At 65.0% G+C, this 25,640-nt stretch carries 24 protein-coding genes and 3 pseudogenes; 12 read left to right on the top strand and 15 right to left on the bottom strand.

Annotation, left to right across the window (positions count from 1 at the left end; all coding sequences use genetic code 11):
- Positions 1-64: 64 nt before the first annotated feature.
- Positions 65-1,243, bottom strand: coding sequence for a trans-sulfuration enzyme family protein (locus ACSQ86_RS33105; RefSeq protein ID WP_436310532.1), 1,179 nt, complete (start codon positions 1,241-1,243; stop codon positions 65-67).
- 145 nt (positions 1,244-1,388) lie between these two features.
- Between ACSQ86_RS33105 and ACSQ86_RS33100 the strand changes: the two genes are divergently transcribed.
- Entirely contained in the window at positions 1,389-2,303 is a 915-nt protein-coding gene (locus ACSQ86_RS33100; RefSeq protein ID WP_436310531.1) for a LysR family transcriptional regulator, read from the top strand.
- A gap of 141 nt (positions 2,304-2,444) precedes the next feature.
- Here the strand turns inward: ACSQ86_RS33100 and ACSQ86_RS33095 are convergent, their stop codons facing one another.
- A complete protein-coding gene (locus ACSQ86_RS33095) occupies positions 2,445-3,374 on the bottom strand; it encodes a LysR substrate-binding domain-containing protein (protein WP_436310530.1) in 930 nt (309 codons plus the stop codon).
- A 118-nt stretch (positions 3,375-3,492) separates the two neighbouring features.
- Between ACSQ86_RS33095 and ACSQ86_RS33090 the strand changes: the two genes are divergently transcribed.
- The 6 genes from ACSQ86_RS33090 (at position 3,493) to ACSQ86_RS33065 (ending at position 11,205) form a co-directional block, all read left to right on the top strand.
- Entirely contained in the window at positions 3,493-4,581 is a 1,089-nt protein-coding gene (locus ACSQ86_RS33090; protein ID WP_436310529.1) for a tartrate dehydrogenase, read from the top strand.
- Positions 4,582-4,727: 146 nt separating this feature from the next.
- The gene (locus tag ACSQ86_RS33085; RefSeq protein WP_436310528.1) at positions 4,728-6,083 is read left to right on the top strand and encodes a dicarboxylate/amino acid:cation symporter; all 1,356 of its coding nucleotides are present in this window, start codon (positions 4,728-4,730) and stop codon (positions 6,081-6,083) included.
- A 17-nt stretch (positions 6,084-6,100) separates the two neighbouring features.
- Positions 6,101-7,405, top strand: coding sequence for a glycerate kinase type-2 family protein (locus ACSQ86_RS33080; protein ID WP_436310527.1), 1,305 nt, complete (start codon positions 6,101-6,103; stop codon positions 7,403-7,405).
- 1 nt (position 7,406) lies between these two features.
- Entirely contained in the window at positions 7,407-8,822 is a 1,416-nt protein-coding gene (gene pyk / locus ACSQ86_RS33075; protein ID WP_436310526.1) for a pyruvate kinase, read from the top strand.
- Positions 8,823-8,834: 12 nt separating this feature from the next.
- Positions 8,835-10,118 (top strand): phosphopyruvate hydratase, encoded by a 1,284-nt coding sequence (gene eno / locus ACSQ86_RS33070; RefSeq protein ID WP_436310525.1) that lies wholly within the window; start codon positions 8,835-8,837, stop codon positions 10,116-10,118.
- 109 nt (positions 10,119-10,227) lie between these two features.
- A complete protein-coding gene (locus ACSQ86_RS33065; RefSeq protein WP_436310524.1) occupies positions 10,228-11,205 on the top strand; it encodes a Bug family tripartite tricarboxylate transporter substrate binding protein in 978 nt (325 codons plus the stop codon).
- Positions 11,206-11,566: 361 nt separating this feature from the next.
- Here ACSQ86_RS33065 and ACSQ86_RS33060 read toward each other — a convergent pair whose 3' ends face one another.
- The 3 genes from ACSQ86_RS33060 to ACSQ86_RS33050 are packed head-to-tail and all read right to left on the bottom strand — an operon-like array spanning position 11,567 to position 14,620.
- Positions 11,567-12,094 carry a TniQ family protein gene (locus ACSQ86_RS33060; RefSeq protein WP_436307746.1) on the bottom strand — a complete coding sequence of 176 codons (528 nt, stop codon included), beginning with the start codon at positions 12,092-12,094 and terminating at the stop codon, positions 11,567-11,569.
- 32 nt (positions 12,095-12,126) lie between these two features.
- On the bottom strand, positions 12,127-12,951 hold the full coding sequence (locus ACSQ86_RS33055; protein WP_436310523.1) for a TniB family NTP-binding protein: 825 nt from the start codon (positions 12,949-12,951) through the stop codon (positions 12,127-12,129).
- 37 nt (positions 12,952-12,988) lie between these two features.
- A complete protein-coding gene (locus ACSQ86_RS33050; protein WP_436306978.1) occupies positions 12,989-14,620 on the bottom strand; it encodes a Mu transposase C-terminal domain-containing protein in 1,632 nt (543 codons plus the stop codon).
- Between the two features lie 188 nt (positions 14,621-14,808).
- Between ACSQ86_RS33050 and ACSQ86_RS33045 the strand changes: the two genes are divergently transcribed.
- From ACSQ86_RS33045 to ACSQ86_RS33035, 3 genes are read left to right on the top strand one after another with little or no spacing between them, the layout of a single operon-like run.
- Positions 14,809-15,153 carry a VapC toxin family PIN domain ribonuclease gene (locus ACSQ86_RS33045; protein ID WP_436306979.1) on the top strand — a complete coding sequence of 115 codons (345 nt, stop codon included), beginning with the start codon at positions 14,809-14,811 and terminating at the stop codon, positions 15,151-15,153.
- A 47-nt stretch (positions 15,154-15,200) separates the two neighbouring features.
- Positions 15,201-15,545 (top strand): hypothetical protein, encoded by a 345-nt coding sequence (locus ACSQ86_RS33040; protein ID WP_436306980.1) that lies wholly within the window; start codon positions 15,201-15,203, stop codon positions 15,543-15,545.
- Between the two features lie 10 nt (positions 15,546-15,555).
- Positions 15,556-15,708 (top strand): hypothetical protein, encoded by a 153-nt coding sequence (locus tag ACSQ86_RS33035; protein WP_436306981.1) that lies wholly within the window; start codon positions 15,556-15,558, stop codon positions 15,706-15,708.
- A gap of 326 nt (positions 15,709-16,034) precedes the next feature.
- Here ACSQ86_RS33035 and ACSQ86_RS33030 read toward each other — a convergent pair whose 3' ends face one another.
- On the bottom strand, positions 16,035-16,352 hold the full coding sequence (locus tag ACSQ86_RS33030) for a hypothetical protein (RefSeq protein WP_436306982.1): 318 nt from the start codon (positions 16,350-16,352) through the stop codon (positions 16,035-16,037).
- A 333-nt stretch (positions 16,353-16,685) separates the two neighbouring features.
- Between ACSQ86_RS33030 and ACSQ86_RS33025 the strand changes: the two are divergent.
- Positions 16,686-16,916 (top strand): annotated as a pseudogene (locus ACSQ86_RS33025) (DUF3363 domain-containing protein); the annotation flags it as partial.
- A 121-nt stretch (positions 16,917-17,037) separates the two neighbouring features.
- On the opposite strand, the gene ACSQ86_RS33020 reads toward ACSQ86_RS33025, so the two are convergent.
- The 7 genes and pseudogenes from ACSQ86_RS33020 to tnpA form a co-directional block, all read right to left on the bottom strand.
- Positions 17,038-17,556, bottom strand: coding sequence for a hypothetical protein (locus tag ACSQ86_RS33020; protein WP_436306983.1), 519 nt, complete (start codon positions 17,554-17,556; stop codon positions 17,038-17,040).
- A 38-nt stretch (positions 17,557-17,594) separates the two neighbouring features.
- Positions 17,595-17,822: pseudogene (locus tag ACSQ86_RS33015) on the bottom strand (transposase domain-containing protein); the annotation flags it as partial.
- Between the two features lie 25 nt (positions 17,823-17,847).
- Positions 17,848-19,920, bottom strand: a complete 2,073-nt coding sequence (locus ACSQ86_RS33010) for a recombinase family protein (RefSeq protein WP_436306984.1) — start codon at positions 19,918-19,920, stop codon at positions 17,848-17,850.
- Positions 19,907-20,107: a hypothetical protein gene (locus ACSQ86_RS33005; protein WP_436306985.1), complete on the bottom strand. Its 201-nt coding sequence runs from the start codon at positions 20,105-20,107 to the stop codon at positions 19,907-19,909. Before ACSQ86_RS33005 ends, ACSQ86_RS33010 begins: the two co-directional genes overlap by 14 nt.
- Positions 20,108-20,415: 308 nt before the next feature.
- Positions 20,416-21,771 (bottom strand): annotated as a pseudogene (gene tnpC / locus ACSQ86_RS33000) (IS66 family transposase); the annotation flags it as partial.
- Between the two features lie 82 nt (positions 21,772-21,853).
- Positions 21,854-22,201, bottom strand: coding sequence for an IS66 family insertion sequence element accessory protein TnpB (tnpB, locus tag ACSQ86_RS32995; RefSeq protein ID WP_012745822.1), 348 nt, complete (start codon positions 22,199-22,201; stop codon positions 21,854-21,856).
- Positions 22,198-22,584 (bottom strand): IS66-like element accessory protein TnpA, encoded by a 387-nt coding sequence (tnpA, locus tag ACSQ86_RS32990; protein ID WP_436306986.1) that lies wholly within the window; start codon positions 22,582-22,584, stop codon positions 22,198-22,200. The genes tnpB and tnpA overlap by 4 nt, the downstream gene beginning before the upstream one ends.
- A gap of 761 nt (positions 22,585-23,345) precedes the next feature.
- Here tnpA and ACSQ86_RS32985 point away from each other — a divergent pair.
- The gene (locus ACSQ86_RS32985) at positions 23,346-24,575 is read left to right on the top strand and encodes an acyl-CoA dehydrogenase family protein (RefSeq protein ID WP_436306987.1); all 1,230 of its coding nucleotides are present in this window, start codon (positions 23,346-23,348) and stop codon (positions 24,573-24,575) included.
- A gap of 397 nt (positions 24,576-24,972) precedes the next feature.
- On the opposite strand, the gene ACSQ86_RS32980 is transcribed toward ACSQ86_RS32985, so the two are convergent.
- Together ACSQ86_RS32980 and ACSQ86_RS32975 are read right to left on the bottom strand one after the other, a co-directional pair.
- A complete protein-coding gene (locus ACSQ86_RS32980; protein ID WP_436306988.1) occupies positions 24,973-25,287 on the bottom strand; it encodes a type II toxin-antitoxin system RelE/ParE family toxin in 315 nt (104 codons plus the stop codon).
- Entirely contained in the window at positions 25,284-25,565 is a 282-nt protein-coding gene (locus tag ACSQ86_RS32975) for a YlcI/YnfO family protein (RefSeq protein ID WP_436306989.1), read from the bottom strand. Before ACSQ86_RS32975 ends, ACSQ86_RS32980 begins: the two co-directional genes overlap by 4 nt.
- Between the last annotated feature and the right edge of the window lie 75 nt (positions 25,566-25,640).

Genomic DNA, 25,640 nt, shown 5'->3' with positions numbered 1-25,640 from the left:
TATTCGTTTCAGTGTGCGTGTACATGGATGTGCGGTTGGAAGGGGTTGGCGGCGACGCGAAGCGTCAACCCGCCACCAGCGCTTGCTCCAGATCGGCGACGAGGTCGTCGGGATGCTCGAGCCCGACCGACAGCCGCAGCAGCCCTTGCGGCACGGTGCTGCGCGGCCCTGCGATCGACGCGTGGTGCTCGACAAGGCTCTCGACGCCGCCGAAGCTCGTGGCGCGGGTGAAGAGCTGCAGCCTGGCCGCCAAAGCCATGGCCGCCTTCATGCCTCCCTCGACTTCGAACGACAGCATGCCGCCGAAGCCGCGCATCTGCGCGCGGGCCACGTGGTGCGTGGCGTGACCGGGCAGGCCGGGGTAATGCACCGCCGTTACGCGCGGGTGCCCGACCAAGTACTCGGCAAGGCGCTGTGCATTGGCGCAGTGCACTCGCATGCGATGCGGTAGCGTCGGCAGCGAGCGCATCAAGAGCCAGCAGTCGAAAGGCGACAGCACGCCGCCGCCATACACCTGTGCGGCGCGCACGGCCTCGAAATGATCGTCGTTCTCGCGCGAGACCACCACGCCGCCCAGAACGTCGCTGTGCCCCCCGAGGTACTTGGTGGTCGAGTACGTCACCATGTCGCAGCCCAGCCGCAACGGCTGCTGGACCACGGGGCTCGCGAAGGTGTTGTCGACAACCACGCGAATGCCGCGCGCATGGGCCAGTTCGGTCACCGCAGCAATGTCCACGCACCGCAGCATCGGGTTCGACGGCGTCTCGATCCAAACCAGCCGGGTCTGCGGTGTCAGACTCGCACGCAGCGCGTCAAGCGAAGTGAACTCCACGAACGAGCGCTGCAGGCCCCACTTGGCAAAAATGCGGTCGAGCACGTTCACCGTGCCGTAGTAGCCCTGGGCCGGCGCCACCACGTGGTCGCCAGGCTGCAGGCCCTGGAAGATCGCCCCCGCTGCGGCCACGCCGGAACTGAACGCGGCCGCCGCCGCGCCGCCGTCGAGCAGCGCCACCGCCTCTTCCAGCGCGGCGCGCCCAGGATGGCGGTTGCGCCCATACATGAAGCGACGCGGATAGCTGCCGTCCACGTCGCGCTCGAAGGTGGTTGACAAGTGAATTGGCAGTGCGACCGCGCCGGTGCCTTCGTCGATCGCGCGCCCCGCGTGGATTGCCAGTGTTTCCAGCCGCAGGCCGGCCGCTTCCACCCCCTTGCCGCCTTCACCGCCGTCGCTTCTCGTGCGCATGCTGTTCATTCGTGGGCTCCCGATCGCCGCTGCAACGGACATCGATGCAGCGCGGACATGAATCTAGGGCTGACCAAAAGCAAAGTCCAATGCATTGTTGTATTGAATATGATGACTACGATTCATCATTTAAGGCGGCTCTCCGATGACCCTCGTTCAACTGCGGCATCTCGTCTCCCTTGCCTCCACCGGCTCGTTCACTCGTTCTGCCCGCGAGACATTCGTGACACAGCCTGCGCTCAGCCGCAGCATCCAAGCGCTGGAGGAAGAGCTTGGGCAGCCTCTGTTCGACCGCGTCGGCCACCGCGCAGAGCTCACCAACTTCGGCCGCGAGATCGTGCGGCGGGCGCGCCAATTGCTGATTGACGCGGACGAGCTCGTGACGTGTGGCGGCCGCACCGCCGACGGCCGCGCGGGGACCCTGCGCGTGGGGCTGGGCTCTAGCCCGGCCGCGATGCTGATGGCGCCCATCTTGCAGCTCGCCGCGAAGCACAAGCCCACATTGCGTGTGGGCGTGTCGCACGGCGACTCCAACCAACTTGCCATGGGCCTGCGCAGTCGCGATCTGGACGCGCTCGTGGTCGAGGTCCGGTCGCTCGAGCCCGCCACCGACCTGCACGTGGAGACGCTCGTGCAAATGCAGGGCGCTTTCCTGTGCCGCCCAGGCCATCCGCTCACGCGAGTGCGCGGCACCATCGGTTTCGACGCCCTCGCGCGCTATCCGCTCGCGTCCACCCTGCTCGACGACGACATCGCCCGCAGCATGATCGAGCTCTACGGCCCTCAGGCGCACCCCGACCATTGCCTATCGCTTCAGAGCAACGACCTCGCCAGCCTGGTCAAGGTGGCGCGCGAGAGCGACGTGGTCATGCTGGGAATTCCCCGTGCCGCTCCCGACTTGGTGGTGCTGCCCGTCAAGCCCATGCTGCCCGGTGCGGCACGCTTCGGACTGGTGACGCTCGCGGGGCGCACCGAGGCCCCGGCCATGCCGCTGTTGCGCGAGGTGTTGAGGAATGCGCTCGGCGATTTTGGAGGCTCCGCTGCTGATGAAGACTCATGAGACGCCAAGCTGAGATCCCGGCTGGGCAGGTCAGAATCGGCCAACCGCCGGATTCAGCTGCAGACTTTCGTCGAGCCACTGAGCTCCGTGCAGCTGACATTGCGCTCCGGACTTGCGGGCCCCGGGCTTTTTCTACACAGGCTACGCTTTCGCGCTCGCCGCCTGCTGAGTGAATGACAACGCCAAGAAGTCCACGAAGGCCCGGACCCGCGCGGCCAGTTGGTGCCGCTGCGGGTACACCGCGTAGATGTCGGCATCGGGCGTGAAGTACTGCGGCAGCACCTGTACCAGCCGGCCGTTGCGAAGATAGCGTTCGATGTCCCACTCGGCCCGCATCAGGATGCCGTGGCCGTCGAGCGCCCAGTTGACCGCGATCTCGCCATCGTTGGTCGCCAGGTTCCCGCGCGTCTTGACCGCTTCGGTGTTCGCACTGCGGCCTCTCCCGCTCGCCAGCCGCCAGACGCCGTAGGCTTCCTCGCCCTGGCGGATGCCGATGCAGTTGTGCTTCGTCAGGTCGTTCGGAACCTTCGGGATGCCATGCCTGGCCAGATAGGCCGGCGCCGCGCACAGCAGGCGGCGGTTGGCCGCGATGCGCCTGGCAATGACGCGGCTGTCCGGCGGTGCGCCGAATCGCACGCAGACATCGAATAGGTCTTCGGTCGGCGCCGGAGGGTTGACCGACAACTGCAGCTGCACCTCGACCTCCGGATACTTGCGCACGAACCGCGAGATCAGCGGCGCCACGTGGCTGCGCCCGAAGCCCAGCGTGGCATTCACCCGCAGCAGGCCCTTCGGGACCGCCCTGGAAACGCCGAGCAGTTCTTCCATGTCATCGATCTCTCCGAGGATCCGCCGCGCATGCTCCAGGTACAACTCGCCTTCGGGCGTGAGACTCATGCGGCGCGTCGAGCGATTGACCAGCGACACCCCGACGCGTGACTCCATCAGCGCGAGATGCTTGCTCACCGCAGGCGTGGTGATCCCGAGTTCTCGCGCCGCGGCGCTGAGACTTCCCGCACCGGCAAGCACGGAGAAAAAGCCCAGGTCCGCCGGCAGGATTGCACTGGTCATGGTCGCTCCACTGTTGAACTCAGGTTAACAATGGATTCACTTTAGCGCCGCTTCGATGGGGTGTCGAATTCTTACAGTACCCCTACCCCTTCAACACCACCCCCTCGGAGACAACCCCATGAAGACGTACAAGATCGCAACCATTCCCGGCGACGGCATCGGCAAGGAAGTCGTGCCCGCCGGCCAGCAAGTGCTGGAAGCCCTGGCCTCTGCCGGCAGCAGCTTCAAGTTCGAGTTCGAGAACTTCGACTGGGGCGGCGACTACTTCCGCGAGCACGGCGTCATGATGCCGGACGACGGCCTGAACGCCATTCGCGACAAGGATGCGATCCTGTTCGGCTCGGCCGGCGACCCGCACATTCCCGACCACATCACCCTCTGGGGCCTGCGCCTGAAGATCTGCCAGGGCTTCGACCAGTACGCCAACGTGCGCCCGACGCGCATCCTCCCCGGCATCGACGGCCCGCTCAAGCGCTGCGGCCCGGACGACCTCAACTGGGTCATCGTGCGCGAGAACTCCGAAGGCGAATACTCCGGCGTCGGCGGCCGCGTGCACCAGGGCCATCCGATCGAGGCCGCCACCGACGTGTCGATGATGACCCGAGCCGGCGTCGAGCGCATCATGCGCTTCGCCTTCAAGCTGGCGCAGTCGCGGCCCCGCAAGCTGCTGACCGTCATCACCAAGAGCAATGCCCAGCGCCATGCGATGGTCATGTGGGACGAGATCGCGCTGCAGATCTCCAAGGAGTTCCCGGACGTCAAGTGGGACAAGGAACTCGTCGATGCATCGACGGCCCGCATGATCAACAACCCGGCGTCGCTCGACACCATCGTCGCGACCAACCTGCACGCCGACATCCTGAGCGACCTCGCCGCCGCGCTGGCCGGCAGCCTGGGCATCGCGCCCACCGGCAACATCGATCCCGAGCGCCGCTACCCGTCGATGTTCGAGCCGATCCACGGCTCGGCCTTCGACATCATGGGCAAGGGCCTCGCCAACCCGGTCGGCACCTTCTGGTCGGTCGTGATGCTGCTGGAGCATCTCGGCGAGACCGATGCCGCGAAGCGCGTCATGCAGGCCATCGAGAAAGTCACTGCCGACAAGTCGCTGCACACGCGCGACCTGGGCGGCACGGCAACGACAGCTCAAGTCACCCAGGCCGTGTGCGACCAGGTGGCCGGCAGCGCGCAACGCAAGGCGGCCTGACGGCCCCTGACCCCGGCCGCCGGCGGCCGGGCTTTCCCTTTAGCTGAACCGATGGGCCGCGCGGTACGCGCCGCCTCTCAGCCTGAAGCGGCCGCCAAGCGCCGCAGGGACGAACTCGTGCCCACACATCCACCAGGAGACAAACCATGCGCCGCTTCTTCGGAAAGCTGTACGTCCAGGTGCTCGTCGGCGTGTTCGCCGGTGCGGCCCTCGGCTTCTTCGTCCCCCACATCGGCAGCGACTTCAAGCCGTTGGGCGACGTCTTCATCAAGCTGATCAAGATGGTGTTCGCACCGATCATCTTCGCCACCGTGGTGCTCGGCATCGCCCGGATGGAGAACATGAAGGAGCTCGGTCGCGTCGGCGTCCGGGCCCTGATCTATTTCGAGATCCTGTCGACCTTCGCGCTGGCACTCGGCCTGGTGGTGGTCAATGTCGTCGGACCTGGCAAGGGCATGAACATCGACCCCACGCAGCTCGATACCAAGGCCATCGCCGGTTACACCGCCGCCGGCGCCAAGCCCGAAGGCTTCATCGACTTCCTCATGCACCTGGTGCCGACCAGCGTCGTCGACGCACTCGCCCGCAACGACATCCTGCAGATCCTGGTCTTCGCCACCATGTTCGGCGTCGCGCTGTCCCACATCGGGCCGCGCGCCAAGCCGGTGGTGGACTTTCTCGACTCGTTCACGCACGGCGTGTTCTCGATCGTCGGGATGATCATGCGGCTGGCGCCCCTGGCGGCCTTCGGCGCGATGGCGTTCACCGTCGGCAAGTACGGCCTGGGCTCGGTCGTCTCGCTCGGCAAGCTGATGGGAACGATGTACGTCACCTGCTTCCTGTTCGTCGCTGTCGTGCTCGGATTCATCGCGCGGCTGTCGGGGTTCAGCCTGTGGAAGTTCCTCAAGTACATCAAGGACGAGCTCTTCACGGTGCTGGGCACCAGCTCTTCCGAATCCGTGGTGCCGCAGCTGATGCGCAAGCTGGAGCACGCCGGTATCTCGAAGCCGGTGGTCGGCCTGGTCGTTCCCTCCGGCCTGACGTTCAACCCGGATGGCCAGTGCATCTACTACACGATGGCCGCGATCTTCATCGCGCAGGCCACCAACACGCCGCTGACAATGACCGATCAGCTGGTGGTGCTGGGCGTGTTGCTGCTGACTTCCAAGGGCTCCGCCGGGGTCACGGGTTCCGGCTTCATCACGCTGGCCGCCACGCTCGCCTCGATGGGCAAGATCCCGGTCGCCGGCATGGTGCTGCTGCTCGGTGTCGACCGCTTCATGTCCGAAGCACGGGCCATCACCAACACCATCGGCAACGCGGTTGGCACCATCGCGATCGCCCGCTGGGTCGGTGCGGTGGACCGCGATCGCCTGGCGCAGGTACTCGACGGCAAGAGCGATCCAGAGAACCTGGACGAGCTGTACGAAGGGGACGACGACGAGGCAAGCAACGTCAAGCCGATCCGCGTCGAGCTCGGCGGCGCACGGATCGCGGCCTGAATCGGATGGCTGCTGCCATGAATTCCGCAGACCCCCGCAACGTCCTGCACGCCATGTTCGACGCCGCGATCGCCGCCGCCCAGCCTGCGCTGTGCGTGCCGCGCCACCTGCCGTCGCCGCCGAAAGGCCGACTGGTGGTGATCGGCGCCGGCAAGGCCTCGGCCGCGATGGCCCGGGCGGTCGAAGATCATTGGCGCGGCCCGCTGAGCGGCCTGGTCGTGACGCGCTACGGCTACGCCGTGCCCTGCGAGCGCATCGAGATCGTCGAAGCCGCGCATCCGGTGCCCGACGCCGCCGGCGAGGCCGCGGCGAGACGCATGCTGGAGACGGTCCAGGGTCTCACCAGCGACGACCTGGTGCTGTGCCTGATCTCAGGCGGAGGCTCCTCGCTGCTGCCGCTGGCGCTGCCGGGACTCACGCTGGAAGACAAGCAGAGGCTCAATCGGTCCTTGCTCGCCAGCGGGGCCAGCATCACCGAGATGAACTGCGCGCGGCGCCACCTGTCGGCCATCAAGGGCGGACGACTGGCCGCGGCATGTCATCCCGCTCGCGTGGTCAATCTGCTGCTGTCCGACGTGCCGGGTGACGATCCCATCGACATCGCCTCCGGGCCCACCGTGCCCGACCGCACGACCTGCGCCGACGCGCTGGAGATCCTGCGTCGGTACGAGATCGACGTGCCACCACGGGCCCTCGCGCTGCTTGAAAGCGGCGAGGGCGAGACGCTGAAGGCGGGCGATCCGCGCCTGCCTCCCATCGAAACCCGCTTCATCGCGACACCGCAGATGGCACTGGAGGCCGCGGCGGTGGTCGCCCGCAATGCGGGCCTGAGAACTTGCATCCTCGGCGATGCAATCGAAGGCGAGGCGCGCGAGGTTGCACGGACCCTGGCCGGCATCGCGCTGCAGGTGGCACGCCATGGCCAGCCGGTGGCGGCGCCGTGCGTGCTGCTGTCCGGCGGGGAGACCACCGTCACCCTGCGAGGACGCGGTCGAGGCGGGCGCAACGTCGAATTCCTGCTGGCGCTGGGCATTGCGTTGAACGGCGAGCCCGGCATCCACGCGCTCGCCGGCGATACCGACGGGGTCGATGGCCAGGAAGAGATCGCCGGCGCACTGCTGGCACCCGACACGCTGGCCCGCGCCCGCGCGCAGGGCCTGATGCCGCGCGAGCACCTCGACGACAACGACGGCCACGGCTTCTTCGAGGCGCTCGGCGACTCGGTGGTGACCGGTCCGACCCTGACCAATGTGAACGACTTTCGCGCGATCGTGATCGCTGCCGGTCCCGGCAGCACCGAGCGCGTCCATAGGAGAAACTGAGATGCGAAGAGAAAAGCACGCGAAGATCGTCGCGACCCTCGGCCCCGCAAGCGACGAGCGGCAGACCATCCGGGCGTTGTTCGATGCCGGCGCCGATGTGTTCCGGCTCAACTTCAGCCACGGCACGCACGAAGACCACAAGCGGCGCCTCGATCTGATCCGCGAAGTCGAGCGCGAGAGCGGGCGCCCCATCGGCGTACTGCTCGACCTGCAAGGGCCCAAGCTGCGCATCGGCACCTTCCCCGATGGCCCTGTCGAACTGGTCGAAGGCAACACCTTCCGGCTCGACCTGGACACGAAGACGCCCGGCAGCGCGGCGCGCGTCGCACTGCCGCACCCCGAGATCTTCGCGGCGCTCGAAACGGGCACCGACCTGCTGCTGGACGACGGCCGGCTGCGACTGCGGGTGCAGAAGTTCGGCCGCGATTTCGCCGAGACGCGGGTCGTGAACGGCGGCCAGCTGTCGGATCGCAAGGGCGTGAACGTCCCCGGCGTGGTGCTGCCGCTTTCCGCCATGACCGCGAAAGACCGCGCCGACCTGGACTACGGGCTCACGCTGGGCATCGACTGGGTCGCGCTGTCGTTCGTGCAGCGCGCGGAAGACATCACCGAAGCCCGCGCGATCATAGGTGGGCGCGCCGGGATCGTGGCCAAGCTCGAAAAGCCGGCCGCCATTGCATCGCTCGATGCCATCGTGGCCGAGACGGATGCGGTGATGGTCGCCCGCGGAGACCTCGGCGTCGAGATGCCTGCCGAGCAGGTCCCCTCGATCCAGAAGCGGATCATCCGCGCCTGCCGGCGGGCCGGCAAACCGGTGATCGTCGCCACCCAGATGCTCGAGTCGATGGTCAGCGCGCCGGTGCCCACGCGGGCTGAGGCCTCGGACGTGGCGACCGCGATCTACGAAGGCGCCGACGCGGTCATGCTGTCGGCGGAATCGGCCAGCGGACGCTATCCGGTCGAGGCGGTGAAGATGATGAGCAGCATCATCGCGCACACCGAGAGCGATCCGAACTACCGCACCGCGATCGATTCCTCGCGCGCTGAGCCACTGGCGCGCACGGCCGACGCCATCGGCTCGGCGATGCGCGACATCACAGGCCTGCTCAACGCGGCGGCCACTGTCGCCTACACAAGCTCGGGCTACTCGGCGCTGCGCATGGCGCGCGAGCGGCCGCGCGCGCCCATCATCGGCATGACGCCGCGGCTCGCCACGGCGCGCCGCCTGGCGCTCGCATGGGGCGTCCACGCCGTGCTCTGCCACGAAGTGGTGGACGTGCCCGAGATGAGCGAGCTCGCCTGCCGCACCGCGCAGAAGGAAGGCTTCGGGGCCGTGGGGCAAACCATCGTGATCTCGGCCGGCATGCCCTTCGGAACCTCCGGCACCACCAACCTGCTGCGCATCGCGCAGATCTGAACGGGAGCAGACATGGCATCGATTCAACACATCCGCGGCTTCGAGATCCTGGACTCCCGCGGCAATCCCACTGTGGCGGCCGAGGTGGTGCTCTCGGACGGCGCCAAGGGCTTCGCTGCATCGCCCTCCGGCGCTTCCACGGGCGCCCGGGAAGCCATCGAGCTGCGCGACGGCGACCCGAAGCGCTACTTCGGCAAGGGCGTCACCAAGGCAGTCGGCCACGTCAACGGCGAGCTGAGCCGGGCGCTGGTCGGCCGTGCCGCCGAAGACCAGGCCGCGCTCGACCGACTGATGATCGACTTCGACGGCACCGCGACCAAGTCACGGCTGGGTGCGAACGCGATCCTCGCGGTGTCGCTCGCGGCCGCCAAGGCCGCGGCGGCCTCCAGCGGCGTGGCGCTCTATCGCCACATCGGCGGAGAACGCAAGCCGGTGCTCCCGCTGCCGATGATGAACATCATCAACGGCGGCGCCCACGCCGACAACAACGTCGACATGCAGGAATTCATGATCGTGCCGGTGGGCGCGCCCAGCTTCTGCGAAGCGATGCGCTGGGGCGTCGAGGTCTTCCACACGCTGAAGGGTCTGCTCAAGAGCAGGGGCATGTCGACCGCGGTGGGTGACGAAGGCGGCTTCGCACCCGACCTGCCATCGAACGAGGCGGCCATCGAGATCATCCTGGCTGCGATCGAACAGGCAGGGTTCAAGGCCGGAGCGGACATTGCCCTGGGCCTGGACGTTGCCAGTTCCGAGTTCCACAAGGGCGGGCAGTACGAACTGGCCTCGGAGTCCAGGCGCTTCGACTCGGCTCGCTTCGTCGACTACCTGGCGCGCTGGGTCGATGCCTATCCCATCGTGACCATCGAAGACGGCATGGCCGAAGACGATTGGGATGGGTGGGAACTGCTGACGGCGAAACTCGGCCGGCGCGTGCAACTCGTCGGCGACGACCTCTTCGTCACCAACACCGAGATCCTGCAGCAGGGCATCGCGCGCGGCGCGGCCAACTCGATCCTCATCAAGCCGAACCAGATCGGCACGCTGACCGAGACGCTCGCCGGCATCGCCATGGCCGACAAGGCCGGGTACTCCGCAGTGATCTCGCACCGCTCGGGCGAAACCGAAGACACCACCATCGCCGACCTGAGCGTGTGCACCGCCGCGACGCAGATCAAGACCGGCTCGCTGTGCCGCTCGGATCGCATGGCCAAGTACAACCGCCTGCTCCTCATCGAGGCGGAGCTCGGACGCGATGCCGTGTTCGCCGGGCGTGCGGCCATCCGATCCCTTCGCTGAGCTCGCCTGCACCGTTGAATTCAAGTTAACGCCGGATTCACTTTCGGGCCCGCATTGAACACCTCGCGGCTACCTACAGTCGCTTCACACCCACAAGGAGACAACCATCATGAAGACTTCCGCATTCCGCCCCCGCACCGCCCTGACCGCCATCGCTTTCGGCTTCGCCGCATCGCTCGCCGCCGCGCAGGCCTGGCCCGCGAAGCCCATCACTCTGATCGTGCCGTTTCCAGCCGGCGGAAGCTCGGACGCGCTGGCGCGCGCCATCACCACGCCGCTGTCGCAAAGCCTCGGCCAGCCGGTGATCGTCGAGAGCAAGCCCGGCGCCGGCGCAACCGTCGGCGCGGACTACGTGTCGAAGGCCAAGCCCGACGGCTACACGCTGCTCATGGGCGCGGTGCACCACACGATCGCCACCAGCGTCTACAAGAAGCTGCCCTACGACTTCGAGAAGAGCTTCGCGCCCGTCACCACGGTGGCCCTGGTACCCAACGTGCTGGTGGTCAATGCCAAGTCTCCGGCCACCGACGTCAAGAGCCTCGTCGCGCTGGCGAAGGCCTCGCCCGGCAAGCTGTCGTACGGCTCGAACGGCAACGGCACGGTGCAGCACCTGATCGGGACGCAGTTCTCCGGCATTGCCGGTGTCGACCTGCTGCACGTGCCCTACAAGGGCAGCGCGCCGCTGACCACCGACCTTCTCGGCGGCCAGGTCGACATGTCCTTCGACACGCTGACGCCGCTGGTGCAGCACATCAAGGCCGGGAAGCTGCGTGCGCTGGCGGTGACCACCGCGAAGCGATCGAGCACCTTGCCCGATGTGCCCACGCTGGCCGAAGCCGGCATCAAGGATTTCAACCAGGGCACCTGGTTCGGCATCCTGGCGCCGGCCGCGACGCCCAAGGAGGTGGTCGCGAAGCTCAACGCCGAGATGGTAAAGATCATCAAGTCGCCCGAGTTCAGGAAGCGCATGGATGAGATCGGCGCCGAGCCGGTCGGCGACACGCCAGCCCAGATGGCGACTCAGATCAAGGACGACACAGCGAAGTACTCCAAGCTCGTCAAGGATGCAAAGGTTGCGATCGAGTGAGTTGACGCCGGGTCACCTTGAGGTATCCGGCTGAGGCGGATAGAAGGCAGAGTGGAGCATCGAACAAAGGGCCGCTGAGGGCAGCGTTGCGGACATTCGACGCGAGGGATTCAATGCCCGCAGCGGGCCCACAAGAGACCTTCGCATCAAGCCCAAAACTGACGTACGTGCGCGGCGCGCGCGAAGCTCCCAGCGGCGCCAGTCTCGCAGCTCGACCCTCCGTAGTCGCGCACTGCAAAAGGCAACGTTCCGCGACTCAAAAGGCTGCAAAAGGCAAGGTCCGGCGCCTCACCGAGGCAAAGTGCGGCTACTCACCCGTCTGCTTTCTGAGGGAGGCTGCGCGCGCCAGGTGTTGTGGCTCTTAGATCCTGCCAATAGGCCCATAGTTGATGCCAATGCCGCCTCGACGGCCCTTCTCTTTCAGCATCTGCTCATGCCTGCTGACTGTTCGAATCAGTTTCAGCATGTTGGCGCTTCCTCTGACCCGTGCGGCAGGCAATACAGTCAGACGCTCCTTGTGGATCGGACAGACGGATGCCGTCGGCAAGAGCCAGTCCCGTTTCCAATAAGGCGACTCGACCTCCAGCGGATTGAGGAATACGCATCGGCGGCAGTACGAAGTGCCTCTGGCTTTGACCGGAGCTGGCTCGACCGCCAGGGCCGAGATTGCCGCGGCCGGAGAGCGTGTGAGCCAGCCAAGTCGTTCGAGTGATTCCCAAGACATCGGCTCCGGCGACAACCATGCGAGTGGTCCGCTCAGATCGAGTCCGAGTTCGTAGTCCGCGTCGAGTTGCGAAACGCCAATCCTGTAACGCGCTGCCAGTCGGCCGATCCAGCTTCCCAGCGCTTCGTCCGGGAACGCACGAGGTGCAAATGGCAGCGGCCTCACGTGCGTAGCCCTGTCGAAGTACCGGAGTGCTTTCAGGCCGCCAACTGCGCGACCTCTTCCAAATGCGCGAGGCCGATGCGCTCGCTGCCGTCGCGTATAGCGATCTCGGCGGCCAGCGTCAGAAGTTGCGCGACTGCACCGGTCAGTCCGCCGGTGGTGGCGAGCACGAACCGCACCAGATCCCGCTGCGCGAGGGACGAAGGGCGCCTCAAAGGCAATAGCTTCTCGAATGCGTGCAGGAAGCGCCGGAAGTCTTCGCTCTCGCTCCAGCGGGGCAACTCCACCGGCGAGAACCGGCTGCTCATCTGTGGATCCGTTTGCAAGGCCACGACAGCATCAGCGGTCCCGACAAGAACCACGCTCATCTGCAGGTCATTGGCGAGGTACTTGAGAAGGTTCATCGAGGCGCGTTGCTCGCGATAGTTGCCAGCGAGCAGGTGGTGCACTTCGTCTACGACCAGCATGCGCGGCTTCATGGCACGCAACAGAGCACGGGTCAAGCCCTCCAGAACGGACACGCCAGCTTTTGGGTTGTGGGGCGCGCCGATCTCGAAGAGAAGCGCGCTGTAGAAGCGGTGCTGGTCCGGAACCGGCGGCATCTGCATGCTGATGACCTGACGCTTCTCAACGCCGCGCCGATCGTCAAAGCTCGGCGGATGGTCACGGATGAACTTGCGTACGATCTGCGTCTTGCCGATGTTCGACTCGCCGTGCAAAAGCAGGCACGGCATCCGGTCGCGCTCCGGCGTGGCCAGGAGACGGCCCAGCAGATGGAGCACCGCGCTGGCGCGAGCGTAGTCGATCCAGCGATCACGCTGCATTGACTGGATGCGTGCCTCATCGTCCAGGAGCAGCATCTCCCGCACGCCAGGCGCGAGGTGGGCAGCAGTGCTGTCACCAGACTTCGACATACGACTCCTCCGGCACCTGGCTGTAGTCGACCTCCGGCTTGGGCTCACCTGTGGCTGGGGCAGTTTCGGGCCAGGGTGTGTCGCGAAGCCGAGAGCGACGGGTAGAGGCGGTGACAGCGCTCATCCGCCTGGTTTGAGAAGAGGCGCTCGCCACGATCCGGCGCTGTCGCTCGATCGTCTTGAAGATCAGCGCTTCGCTGATGTCGGGAGAGCCAGACGCCCTTAACGCTTTGCGCGCCATGCGTTGCTCCCAGAGGGAAATGCGCGGTCGCCTCAGATCGGCGAACCGAGCTTCGACATAAGACTTGCCGTCGGCGCTGACGAATAGTCGAGACAGATCCTCGGGGTGGTAGCGCACGCTCACCTTGCTGCGTGTCTCGCGCCAAGCCGCAAAGATCGGATGCCAGTAGCGCAGATAGAAGATCGTCAAACCGTCATGCTGGATGGTGCGCGTCGCCATCGGCAGGAACTGGACGAGAAAGCGCAGCTGCTTGGACGGATCGCTGGGTAGTGCCCGAAGAGCGTGCGCGGCGGCCAGGGCCTGCCATGCGCTCGCGGGCGTCGCGCCCATCAGTCCCCGATGCTCACTGTGGTGATACCGCTGGGCGATCTCGAGTGCGAGCCATTGCTCGAACTCGCGCAGCGTCAGCTGCGCCGTTTGCTCGGGCGGACGCACCCTCTTCGTCCGCCTTGCCTCGATTGAAACAGTAGCCCCTGGCAGGCCACGCAACCGGTCCATCAATGTGCGGTTCAATCGCTCGATATGTCCCCCGAACTGCGGACGGCGCACAGGGCGGTAAGTCAACTCGATGCCGTACTCACGACAGCCGCTTCGCAGAGCGCGGCTCTTGAACTCCGCGGCGTTGTCCAGGTGCAGCGTCTGTGGCACACCGCTCATCGGCCACTCCACGTCAGCCAAGCCGAGCGACGCCAGCCAAGCCGCCTTGGGAAGCGCGACCCGGGTCAGCAACAAAGCCACGGTGGCGGCGTTGGGCCGTTCCATCGCGAGATAGATGCCGACCACGGCTCGGCTGGCCACATCGATGGCCACCGATAGCCATGGGCGTCCGATGGCACGGCGGGTCGCCTCGTCGACGACGAAAAGATCTGCCTGGGTATGGTCGATCTGAACGAGCTCCAGCGGCTTGGTGGCGATCAGGTGGCCTGGTGGTATGGCAGCGCCGGGTTCGTTGGCCAGAGCGAGCGCTTGCTGTGCGCGCAGCGCCTCCCAGCGGCGCGCAACTGTGGCGCGCGAGACCGGTTTGATTCCGGCTCGCTTGCAGTTCCTGCGCACCTCCATGGTCACGTCTCGCATCGGATGGGCAAGCTGGCGCTGTCGCGGCAGCCATTGGGTCAACACGGCGTCAACAATGCGCTCGGCACTGGGCGCCAGCGTCCGAGCGCCCGTTGAAGGCCCTGGCGCCTGCGGCCGCAGGGACGATGCGACCGGGTCGGCCAGGAAGCGCTTGCGCAGGCGATAAACCGTCGACCAGGAAACACCTAGCAGCTTCGCAGCCGCCTTCGCCTGGCTCAGGCTGAGCGGACCGTCGCCGAGCGCGCGAAACACCTTGGCAATTTGAACTTCGCGCTGCGCTGGTTCTGGATGTGCTGCCATCCGACGCATTCACTCACAGGAGAGATTGCACATTGGCGTGATCTTTGAGCCAAACACGGACATTTGCAACAACCGGGAGCCGCTGGGGCAATGCCTGTTGGCTGACGGCAACAAGTCAGAACGCCTCGCATAAGCAAGAAATCACTTCAAATTCAATAACTTACGGCGTCTAGTCATTCGCACGATCCTTGAGCGCCATTCGTAGGATCTTAGATCCACAACAATTGCAGGCAGATCTGGTTCTGACGCATCCGATGATCGTTGCAGAGCTAGCATGCGGGACCCCGCCGGAACCGCGACTGCGAACGTTGGGCGATCTGGACCTTATGGAGAAAGTTCAGCAGGCGACTCTCACCGAGGTCAGGGATTTGATCGAACGAGAACGTCTCTATGGGCTCGGTTGTGGTCTGGTGGATCTCTCATTGCTCGCATCCACGATGCTCATGCGGCCCGCCAAACTCTGGACGCTCGACAAAAGCCTTGGCGCCCTTGCCATGCGTTTTGGCGTCATGCATCGGCCAGCACTGCACTGAGCGCTTGCGCGATCGGCCGTCTTCGCCATGAGGACGCCGGGTGCGGAGTGATCCACAATTCAATTGGCTTCGACGATGCAGCGAGCCTGCCCAATCCCAGTTGGCGCAAGCGCTCCTCTCCCGGTGCGGGGGCATCGGTCCAGTCCGCCACGGTGATGGGTTACTTCCGGGCCGAAAGCGCGCTGGGCAGCAAAGTCAGCCGATTGGTCGGCGAAGGCAAACCGATGTTGAAACACGCGCGAGGTCCGCACTACCTGGTAGGTGCAATACATGGCGCGACAATCTCAGCTCTTCCGCTTGACCCCTTCTTCGCGCTGGCTTCGCCGTGCAAGAACGAAGACCGTGTCGACATCGGCAACATGCCGATAGAGAACGACATAGGCATGGCATAGGCATAGGCACGTGAGCCCCGCCGATCACCACACGGGCGGCGGCAGCGAACGACGGCAGCTCACCGAGGTCTATGAAATCACCGGCCCGCTGCAAACGGAGTTCGGCCTCCGTCCGCCACGGCATCCTGACCTGCGAGCCATGCTCGCGCGGCTGATCGCCTGAGGCGGGCGGGGAGCAACGATCTCGTCGGGCCAGATCCGGTGTGCTCGGCGATCCCGCTCGCCACCGGGCGGGCGGCCGCTCATGAACCCCTTGTTGTGCGCCGGCGCCTCCAAGATTGCCCTCGCGACCGCGCCGCACGGCGACGAGGTCCTGCACACCTTCTGGCCATGCTCGACGCAAATCGCACTTCCCGCTGCACGCAAGCGGTGCGGGGGCGCTGGCCATCGCCGGCATCGCTTCTCGACTCCGGTGCGCCGAGGCGCTCCCGTACCTTCACGGCGCCCCGGGCACGCCGGCGGCAGCTTTGCTCCGCGGTTGTCCCTTTCTCATCGCATTCGCGCGTGGCGCAGCGAATCCGCGGCATCCGGGAGGCCCGCGCGTTCGCAGGTGTGTTCGAGTTCCTCGATCAACAAGTCGATCTGGCCCAGAAACGCAGCCTTGTCCAGCGGCGGGCGCTGTATGCACAAGGCCCACGACAGCTCTGCCAGGCGCCGCTCGTCCGCACAACGAGCCCATGGACGCATTTCGCAATAGCACAGCGTCGCAAGCTGCGCCAGATCGAGGTCGCGGCGCGCATGCAACACCTCCGCCGCGAGATCCTCGAGGGCGAAAAGAAGGCTGCCAGACAAGGTCGAAGCGGTCATGTTGCAATGCAGCATTCTGAGCGCCTGCGGCCCGACGTCAAGCGTGAAATTAGGGTGCCCGCTCCATCCCGGGATAATCGTATCTTTGATAAAAATTGATACGGTCGCCCCAAGAAAACTCCAAATGCGACAAGTACTTACGGACCGCGTCCGGACGTCGCCGGGCGCTCCGCGTAACGTATTGAATTCAAAGGGAAGATCTCCCGCCACCGTGTCAATTTCGCAAAAGATGCGGTTACCCCGACGCATGGTCCTCGCACGCCATCTGCTGGCAAGCCTGCACGAGAGGGATCAGGAAGCAGCCGGTAAAGCCCTCCAGGCCTCCAGGACCAGACCGCGCACACCTACCGCCCGGTGAAGGACAACAACCGCGCAAACGGCATCTACCGCAGCTCAGTTCAGCTCGCCAGTGGCCGCTTCGCAATGCTGGATGACGGAATAGGCTTAGCTTGGTGGCCGTGGAGGCCTGTCGTGGAACAGCGTTTGGGGCAGCAGGTGTCTGCGATTGTGCGTGGGTCATCAGCTACTTGGCAACTGAAGAAAGAGCGGGACATCTCCATTTGAGTCCGCCGTGTGTTGTCTGCTTGCGTCGCTTCGACGCGAACAGATGCGCCGCGCGCAGTTAAATAGTAAGCGCGGGCTCAAGACCCTCTTGACGGCGGCAGCCGTGTAGGGGACCTGGCGCTCAGATGTCGAGCACGTGGCGCAGCATGTGGAACGGCACGCGCCACGATTGGCCGTTGCCGGTGTCGACGGTGGCCGTTCGCTGGTTGATGCGAACCACGGTGCCCACTTGGGGTTGGAGGTACTTGTCGTCGAACGAGACCTTCTCGCCACCGCGGAAGTCATTGCGTGAAGCTTTGAGCGGTGGTGGTGGCGACGGTGCTGCTGCCGCCGCCGGCTGCGCGGTCGCAAGCGGAGGCTCGACGGCCGCATAAGGCAGCTTCCACTCGCGCCGCGTGCCTTCCTCGTGCAACGTGACCTGCGTGTCCTTCATCGCCACGACCTTGCCGTTGCGCATCTGGCCGTCGCGCCAGTCGAGGAAGCGCACGGTTTGCCCCAGGTTCATGTTCGTGCGCACGGCGATGATCCGTCGCGGATCGGCCAGCAGGCGTTCGATGATGGTGCTCAGCTGGAACAGCTCCAGGCTACTCGCGCGGTTGAGCGCATCGATCAGCTTCGGGTCGGTGCCTTGCAGGTTCACTGCGTCTTCCTTCGTTGCGCAGCCTGGTCGAGTGTGGGTCAGGCTGCCAGTCGTTGCCCAACGTGGTGGCCGCCGATGTTCCACGGCAGCAACTCGTCGATGCGGTTGATCGGATGGTCGGCAATGCGTGCGAGCACATCGCGCAGGTACGCCTGCGGATCGAGCCCGTTCAGCTTGGCCGTCTCCACCAGACTGTAGATCGCCGCGGCGCGCTCGCCTCCGGCGTCCGAACCCATGAAGAGATAGTTGGATCTTCCAAGGGCAATGACCTGCTCATAGTGCCCCTCTTCGTTAAGTGCTTGAAAACATTGAAATCTGCTTCTCGCCGTCGGCGTGACACGGGCGATCTGTTCGCCCCACGGCATCGGTCACCTTAGGATCGAGCAGGTCGCTGGCCCGAATCTGGTACGGCGCGCGGGGCACGACCTGCTCGGCTGGTAGCAGCCCATCCTTGATCAGGCGTCGAATGCGATGGTTGTTGACGCCGAGCGTGGCTGCCGCCTCCGACATGGTCAACCAATCGCTGTCCTTGTGTGCCGAACGATAGGCCCGAATATCGTGCACCCTGCGCGTTGAGGAGACTCGGTGCGCAGTCCAAGTCTTGCCCTGTCCGGTAGGCAGGCCCATGCGGTTGAGCGATGCGGCGATGTGCTCATCGGACCACTTGCCAGCCATGCTGCGTATGACGGCCAAGGCGTCTTCAGGTGTGCGGCAGCCATGCTCGCCGGTGCGCGGCTTGATCACGCGGATTTGAGAGTGCTGCCCGCCGCGCCAGTGAACCGTGAGCACCACTTCGCGCGTTGCGTCGTCGACGTCGGCAATGATGTCCTTGACGAGCGTGCGCAGCAATTTCTGGCGCGACCGCATCGTCACTCCCGGGGCATTCCATGCCGCCTGGAGATCCTCGGCAAGACCGTCCAGGTTTGGGGCCGGCGCGGCATCCTGCTCCTGATCGAAGGCTGCAACGCGCTGTTCGCAGCGGCGCACGCGCTCCAATGCAGCTTCCCAGCCCTTCTCGAGCTGAGAGGCGATCAAGCGATGGTCGGGATCGCACGCCGCGTAGCGCCGCTCAGCGAGAGACGCTTCATATCGCGCCTGCTGCAGATCCAATTCCACGATGCGCCGCTGTTCGGCCTGAACTTCCATGTGCCTCCGTTGGGCCTGCATTGCCGCTTCGATCGCCAGTGGCTCGACGGCGCGCAGCAATTCGCGTGTGATCGCCTCATCGGGCCGCCGGCCTCCAAAGGTGAAGCATCGTGGCTGCCCCAGATAGTTATTGGGGCGATCGCACCGGTACACCGCCTGACGAATACCGCCGCCCACATAGTTCACCGTGAGGCGTCGACCGCATCGTCCACAACACAGCATCCCGGACAGCAACGCCCGACCACCGCGACCCGACTTCACGCCGTCCACTCTACCGTATGCGTTGATCGCCAACAGCTTCTGATTGCGCTCGAACTCTGCCCAGCCAATGTAGGCCTCGTGGTGATCCTTGATCACCACATCCCACGTATCCGCCGGCTTGCCATGGCCATAGCTCTTGCGCAGACGCCCCTCGACGAGGGTCGTCCGCTTCTCGCTCTTGCCATAGACGTAGACGCCGGCATAGAAGGGATTCTTGAGCACCGAGATCACGTTGCGGTAGCGGATCGGCGTCCAGTCGAAGCTCACCATCTTCTTGCCATCCGATGGTCGTGGGAAATGAACGCCGTCGGCGGCCAGCGAGAGCAGCACCTGCCTGGCGCTGCCCAGCTTGCGAAAGCGCTCGAAGATCAAGTGGACCGCCTCCTGCAGACGGGCATCGGGATCGAAGCCCAGACCGACTTCACGATGCCAGATGTACCCCACCGGAACGCTGATGCGCAGTTCACCGCGATGGGCCTTGGCGCGAGCTGCCTCGAACATGCGCGCCCGCAGGACGCCGAGTTCGAACTCGCTGATGCTGCCCTTCATCCCCAGCAGCAGGCGATCGTTGGGCCGACACGGGTCGTACACGCCATCCAGGTCGATGACCCGCGCCTCCACCAGGCCGCACAGTTCAAGCAGGTGATGCCAGTCGCGGCCGTTGCGGGCCAGCCGTGACGCGTCGAAGCACAACACGGCGCCGACTTCGCCGGCACACAGCCAAGCGACGAGACGGTCGAACCCCGGGCGAGCAACCATACCGCTGGCGGAGCGTCCGAGGTCGTCATCGATGACTTCGATCTGCGCGAAGCCGCGACGGCGCGCCTCCTGCACGAGATCGTATTGCCGGCGTTGACTCTCCAGGTTCGTCTGGACCTGCGTCTGGGTGGACTGGCGTACGTAGACGACGGCCTTGCGCCGCAGCACGGTGGCAGGCAACAGTTCAGAGTTCGTCATCGTCATCCTCCGTGGGCCGGCCGGCGGCTTGCAGAAGCAGGGTGGCCAACTGCGCGACCACGCTGGCCCGCTCGTTCGCGGTCAGGTCCTGGGTTACTGCTGACTCGAACGCCATGTTCATCTGGCGCGGCGTCGCAGGGCGCGACGCACTTGAGATCGTCGACTTCGTGTGCGGTGACAGAGTCATGTGGCTTCTCGCTGGTGGTGGTGTAAACACCGCAGCTTCGTCGAACTCCGCGCTGACACAACAGCAGATGCAACTCGCCCAGTGCCTCCAGCGACGCTCTTGGTGGCCCCAATTCCATCGCGGCGCAGGACGCCGCGTTGAGCATCCACGCTGCGACAACGATGACGATCCCCGGCGAGGCCTCGACGTGAACTACTTCACCGTTGGCCCGTTGCTCGCTGTATTGCCGTCGCACTCGGCGCCCGTACAGCGGATGCCAGCGGTAGAAGACCTCGACTTCTTGCCCGACATGGGCAGAATGACCCCGTGATTGCCACACCACGCAATGCGCGCTCGGCAGCGTTGTTGTCGATCTCGATGCGGCCATCGTCACGGTAACGGGTGAGCGATTTCCAGCGTGTCAGCGAGTAGCCGATCGCCTTGGCCAGTTCCGACTTCGTCGACACCTTGCTAAGCATGCTGGTGAGCCAGGCACGCAAGTCTTCCAGCAACGGTCCGGCGCGGGCTTGCCGCACCTGGCGTCTCACATCGGGCGGCTGACCCCGGATCTGGGCTTCGATCGCGTACAGCGCCGCAATGCGCTGCAGCGCCTGCTCGGCAATCGAGCCGGGCACGAAGCCCTGGCTCTCGTGCAGATCCCAGAACGGTCGACGCGCGTGCGCCCAACAAGATGCTTCGAGGACGTGCCCGCTCGCGTAGATCTTCCCGTAGCCACCATAGGCATCGGCCTGCAAGATGCCGCTGTAGTTCGCCAGGTGTGCCTGCGGATGCTCGCCCTTGCGGTTCGGCGAGTAGCGATACCAGGCCGCAGGAGGTTCGGTGTTTCCGGCCGGCCGGTCGTCGCGCACGTAGACCCACAGCCTGCCGGTCTTGGTGCGGCCGCGGCCCGGATCGAGCACGGCCACCGGCGTGTCATCGGCATGCACCTTCTCGCCGGCCAGCACGTAGCGTCCGAGCGCGGCCAGCAGCGGGTCAAACAGCTTCTCGCTCTGGCCCACCCAGCCCGCCATGGTCGAGCGGTCGATGACGACGCCGTCGCGCCCGTAGATGCGGCTCAGGCGGTGAAGTGGGATGTGATCGCAGAACTTGGACACCAGCACATTGGCGAGCAGCCCAGGGCCGGCCACGCCGCGGGCGATCGGTCGGCTCGGGGCGGGCGCCTGGAAGATTGCTTCGCACGCCACGCAGGCGAGCTTCGGGCGCACATGGCGGATCACCTTGAAGCGCGAGGGCACGTACTCCAGTTGCTCGGAGACGTCATGCCCGATCAGGCGAAGACGACCACCACAGGCGGTACAGCCGCAAGCCTGGCCGTTTGCGTCATGGTGATCGGTGCTCGTTTCTGGCCGGTACACCTGGCTCTCGCGCGGCAGGTGGGCGGGGAGTTTGCGATCGATCTGCGGTGCGTTCGCAGCATCGGGCGCAGCCACAGCTATCGGCGCCGGACGTTCATACAGTGGTTCGCCTTCCAGAAGAGCGATTTGAGGGTCATCGAGCTGCTCGCTGGACGATCCGAACCGCGCCCGAAGGCTGCGCAGCAACTGCAGCTTGAGCTTGTCGACCATGAGCTTGAGAAGCACCACTTCGGCGTCTCGCTCCTCGACCACTCGCAGCAAACCTTCGACGGTGTGGGGCGTGGTGGAGTCGTTGATCGGCGTCGTCACGTCCTCTACTGTGCCTGGCCCGCGGGACGACGAACATCAGTGCTACACCGGAGGATTCTTCATACAGTGGTGGTGCAGTTGATCACGCTGCCAGCAATGGCTCATGCGTACGCACCGGCATGCGCCAGTCGATGCCTTCGAGCAGCATCGAGAGTTGCGCCGGCGTGAGCGAGACGCTACCGGACGTGGCCTGGGGCCAGACGAATCGGCCGCGCTCGAGCCGCTTGGCCAGGAGCATCAGGCCCTGGCCATCGAACCACAGCACCTTCAGGATGTCGCCGCGCTTGCCGCGGAAGACGAAGACGTGGCCGCAGAACGGATTCGCCGCGAGTGCCGTCTGCACCATGGCGGCCAAGCCGTCGAAGCCCTTCCTCATGTCGGTGTGGCCGGCCACGATCCACACGCGCGTGTTCGAAGGAAGGCCGATCACGCAATGGCACCCAGCAGGCGCAGCACGCAGCGCACGCTAGCTTCATCGACTGCACCTCGCAGTCGCACGCGTGTGGCACCAACGTCGATCTCGATCACGCCGCTTGATGGGCGCGGCGTGATGGGCTTGTTGGTCTTGGCCGCGGGGTCCATCTGCACCGTCACCGGCAATAGCGTTGGAGGCGCTGCACCTTCAACCGCTGGAGCTTCGGCGCGCAGGCGCAGCCGGCGCCAGTTGAACAGGAGGTTCGCGTTGATGCCATGCTCCTGCGCGATGGCGGCGACCGATGCGCCAGGTTCCAGGCTGCGCTCGACCAATTCCTGCTTGAGCTCTTCGCTATGCCTGCGCCGGGTGTCCTTGCCCGAAGTGACTCGCTTGTCCATGTGTGCACGTACCGGTTAAATGCACACATCCAAGTGTGAGCACGATCAGGCGATCCTGCTCACGCCCGCGTGATCTCGCCAGAGGGCCTTGAGGCCTCGCTTACGTTAAATATTCGGGTCGGTGAGAGAGAAGCACCGATACATCAGGATCGCTCGGAAAGCCGGATCTCTTCCCGGAGGTCGTTCGCAAAGGCGTTTGCGAGTGACAAGCGCGCCCCCGCCTCCGGAAAGATGATTCCGAGTCGCGAAGCGAACGCCTCCTTGATTGGCCGAACCACGACCTGCGGTCCTGCGAAGGGTTTGGCCGTGTGTTCCCCGAGCGAGGTGTGTGCCATGCAAGGGGCCGGCCGACAGAACATGCGCTGCCCGAGACCAAGAGTTCGGCATCCATGCTCGAGGCTGAAAGCGTTCTCCCCGGCTACGAGCTGAAGCATAGTTCGCCTTTATGGCATCCGCTATGCAAAGGGCAATTCTTCTTGACTAGGACGCGCGCGCGTCATGCAGGAGACAGCCTGGCGGGCCCGGGCCGGGCAACATGGAGCGCTCTTCCATTCGACTGCACACCACGCCCGTGCTGAACCGAGACGACTTACAACAATACGTCGGCCAATCGATCGGCACCTCGTCGTGGTGTGAGCTGACGCAATCGCGCATCGACGCCATTGACGAAGGCACGGGAACGCAAGCCTCAACCGGCGCTGATGGCTATCACCCTCGGCCTTCTCTCCTGACCCACCACCCCTAACCCGAAAGACATCCGCATGGAGTTCGCCTACACGCCCAAGGTCCAGGATCTGCGCACCCGCCTGCTCGCCTTCATGGACGCGCACATCTACCCGAACGAGCAGCGCCATGCCGAGGAAGCGCATCAGTCCTACCTGAACGCACAGAAGAGCAGAGGCTTCTACACCGGGCTGCCGCTGCTGGAAGAACTCAAGGCAAAGGCCCGGGCAGCCGGCCTGTGGAACCTGTTCCTGCCCGAAACCGCGCACGGCGCCGGGCTGACGAATTTGGAATACGCGCCGCTATGCGAGATCATGGGCCGGCGCTACTGGAGCGCTGAGGCGTTCAACTGCGGCGCGCCGGATACGGGCAACACCGAGGTGATCGAGCGCTACGGCTCGGCCGAGCAGAAGGCTCGCTGGCTGCAGCCGCTGCTTGATGGCCAGATCCGCTCTGCCTTCGCGATGACCGAACCCGCAGTGGCATCTTCCGACGCCACCAACATCGCCTGCAGCATCCGGCGCGAGGGCGATGAATACGTCATCAACGGGCGCAAGTGGTACATCACGGGCGCCATGAACGAGCGCTGCAAGCTGTTCATCCTGATGGGCAAGACCAACCCTGACAACGCCGATCGCCATCGCCAGCAGTCGATGATCATCGTGCCCGCCGACACGCCCGGCATCACGGTGCTGCGCGACATGGCCCTGGTCAATCACTATGACGCGCCCTTCGGCCACCCGGAGGTGCTGTTCGAGAACGTGTGCGTGCCGATGGGCAACATCCTGCTGGGTGAGGGCCGCGGATTCGAGATCGCGCAGGGCCGCCTCGGCCCGGGGCGCATACACCACTGCATGCGCATGATCGGCATGGCCGAGTCGGCGCTGCAGATGATGTGCGAGCGCGTGGTGTCGCGCGTGGCCTTCGGCAAGCCCCTGGCCGAACAGGGCGTGTGGCGCGAACGCATCGCGAAGAGTCGGATGCTGATCGACCAGACCCGTTGGATGGTGCTGCATGCGGCCTGGCGCATGGACACGGTGGGCAACAAGGTGGCAGCCCAGGAGATCGCGATGATCAAGGTGATCGCGCCCAACAACTGCATCCAGGTGATTGACGACGCGATGCAGGCCTTCGGCGCCATGGGTCTGAGCCAGGACACGCTGCTGGTGAACTTCTGGGCCTACGCCCGCCATCTGCGCATGGCCGACGGTCCAGACGAAGTGCACCGCAACGCGATCGCCAAGCACGAGCTCGCGAGCTATCGATAGCCAGGCTCACGCTCGCGCGACCTCGCCAGAGGGCCTTGAGGCCACGCTTACGACGATCGGATAGTCGACATCGTCGCAGAAGGCTTCGACTTGGCCCTCCGGCTCGACCGGCTGAGCGACTCAGCGTTGATTGCTAGAAGGATCGCGCCGCACAGATTCATCACTTGCGCAGCGTCCAAGTTTGGGTCTACAGCAGCGACCATCTGGCGGCCGCTGTCGACAGCCGCCCCATCGGTCGCCGGCAACTCGTAAGACATCCTCTCTCCCGGCAGCGCGCTGATCGTGGCAGCTGCTCTAACGGCAACTCCTTCGCTTCTACCAGCGCTGCTGCCGTTGGATCGGTCGCGCAGCCGCAGACAAGCGGTCCCAGCAACTCCCTGAGCTATGTGTCTTGGATTCAGTTGTAGTCGTCCTCGCGCTGATGCCTGACCGCAGCGATCGCGATCGAATCGCTGGACTCGATTTCGAACAGCGCAACGTAGCCGCTTTCCCCAAACGGAATTACGAGCTCACGAATGAACGGATCCGCTCCTGCTTTGCGGCAAGTGAAGGGCGAAAAGCTCAGTGTAGCGATGCCATTCTCAATTGCCTCCAGTGCTCGTTCGGCGAGCGCCAGGTCCCCGCCCCGGCTGAGCTCCCGCTCGAGCACAAAGTCGTACAGGCGCTCGAGGTCGTCTAGCGCCTCCCGCGTAAATCGAACGCCGTAGGTCACCGAGCACGCGAATCTTGCCGAGATCTTGCAGAATCCAGCTTCGCCCGAAGGCGACGCATCACTTCGCCTGCGTCGAAGTATTCGCCACTCCTTCTTGCACTTGTGAGCGAACTCACTCCGCGCGCTACGAACTCGGCTTGATCCTTTCGCTGACGCACCGAAGCGCGCACAGCCGCTTCGACAAACTGCGACAACGACTCGTCCTTACCGAGCACGCGTTCGACTTCATCGCGAAACTCAGGTTCCACGCGTACGGATGGGATCGTTGCGGTCTTCATGCCAAGATTGTATCGCGTTTGCGATACACCAGACAAGATGTATTGTCCGCTACCCTTCCGAGGTCGACCGTGCCG

Source organism: Variovorax sp. LjRoot130, assembly GCF_964253755.1.
Taxonomy (GTDB): Bacteria; Pseudomonadota; Gammaproteobacteria; order Burkholderiales; family Burkholderiaceae_C; genus Variovorax.
The sequence above is the reverse complement of the archived record's forward strand: the minus strand, read 5'-3'. Positions and strand labels throughout refer to the sequence as shown.

Excerpts from the sequence above, each read along its gene's own strand:
- ACSQ86_RS33105 (WP_436310532.1), bottom strand. The coding sequence starts at position 1,243 with ATGCGCACGAGAAGCGACGGCGGTGAAGGCGGCAAGGGGGTGGAAGCG.
- ACSQ86_RS33100 (WP_436310531.1), top strand. The coding sequence starts at position 1,389 with ATGACCCTCGTTCAACTGCGGCATCTCGTCTCCCTTGCCTCCACCGGC.
- ACSQ86_RS33095 (WP_436310530.1), bottom strand. The coding sequence starts at position 3,374 with ATGACCAGTGCAATCCTGCCGGCGGACCTGGGCTTTTTCTCCGTGCTT.
- ACSQ86_RS33090 (WP_436310529.1), top strand. The coding sequence starts at position 3,493 with ATGAAGACGTACAAGATCGCAACCATTCCCGGCGACGGCATCGGCAAG.
- ACSQ86_RS33085 (WP_436310528.1), top strand. The coding sequence starts at position 4,728 with ATGCGCCGCTTCTTCGGAAAGCTGTACGTCCAGGTGCTCGTCGGCGTG.
- ACSQ86_RS33080 (WP_436310527.1), top strand. The coding sequence starts at position 6,101 with ATGAATTCCGCAGACCCCCGCAACGTCCTGCACGCCATGTTCGACGCC.
- pyk (WP_436310526.1), top strand. The coding sequence starts at position 7,407 with ATGCGAAGAGAAAAGCACGCGAAGATCGTCGCGACCCTCGGCCCCGCA.
- eno (WP_436310525.1), top strand. The coding sequence starts at position 8,835 with ATGGCATCGATTCAACACATCCGCGGCTTCGAGATCCTGGACTCCCGC.
- ACSQ86_RS33065 (WP_436310524.1), top strand. The coding sequence starts at position 10,228 with ATGAAGACTTCCGCATTCCGCCCCCGCACCGCCCTGACCGCCATCGCT.
- ACSQ86_RS33055 (WP_436310523.1), bottom strand. The coding sequence starts at position 12,951 with ATGCTGCTCCTGGACGATGAGGCACGCATCCAGTCAATGCAGCGTGAT.
- ACSQ86_RS33050 (WP_436306978.1), bottom strand. The coding sequence starts at position 14,620 with ATGGCAGCACATCCAGAACCAGCGCAGCGCGAAGTTCAAATTGCCAAG.
- ACSQ86_RS33030 (WP_436306982.1), bottom strand. The coding sequence starts at position 16,352 with ATGACCGCTTCGACCTTGTCTGGCAGCCTTCTTTTCGCCCTCGAGGAT.
- ACSQ86_RS33010 (WP_436306984.1), bottom strand. The coding sequence starts at position 19,920 with ATGACGAACTCTGAACTGTTGCCTGCCACCGTGCTGCGGCGCAAGGCC.
- ACSQ86_RS33005 (WP_436306985.1), bottom strand. The coding sequence starts at position 20,107 with ATGACTCTGTCACCGCACACGAAGTCGACGATCTCAAGTGCGTCGCGC.
- tnpA (WP_436306986.1), bottom strand. The coding sequence starts at position 22,584 with ATGGACAAGCGAGTCACTTCGGGCAAGGACACCCGGCGCAGGCATAGC.
- ACSQ86_RS32985 (WP_436306987.1), top strand. The coding sequence starts at position 23,346 with ATGGAGTTCGCCTACACGCCCAAGGTCCAGGATCTGCGCACCCGCCTG.
- ACSQ86_RS32975 (WP_436306989.1), bottom strand. The coding sequence starts at position 25,565 with ATGAAGACCGCAACGATCCCATCCGTACGCGTGGAACCTGAGTTTCGC.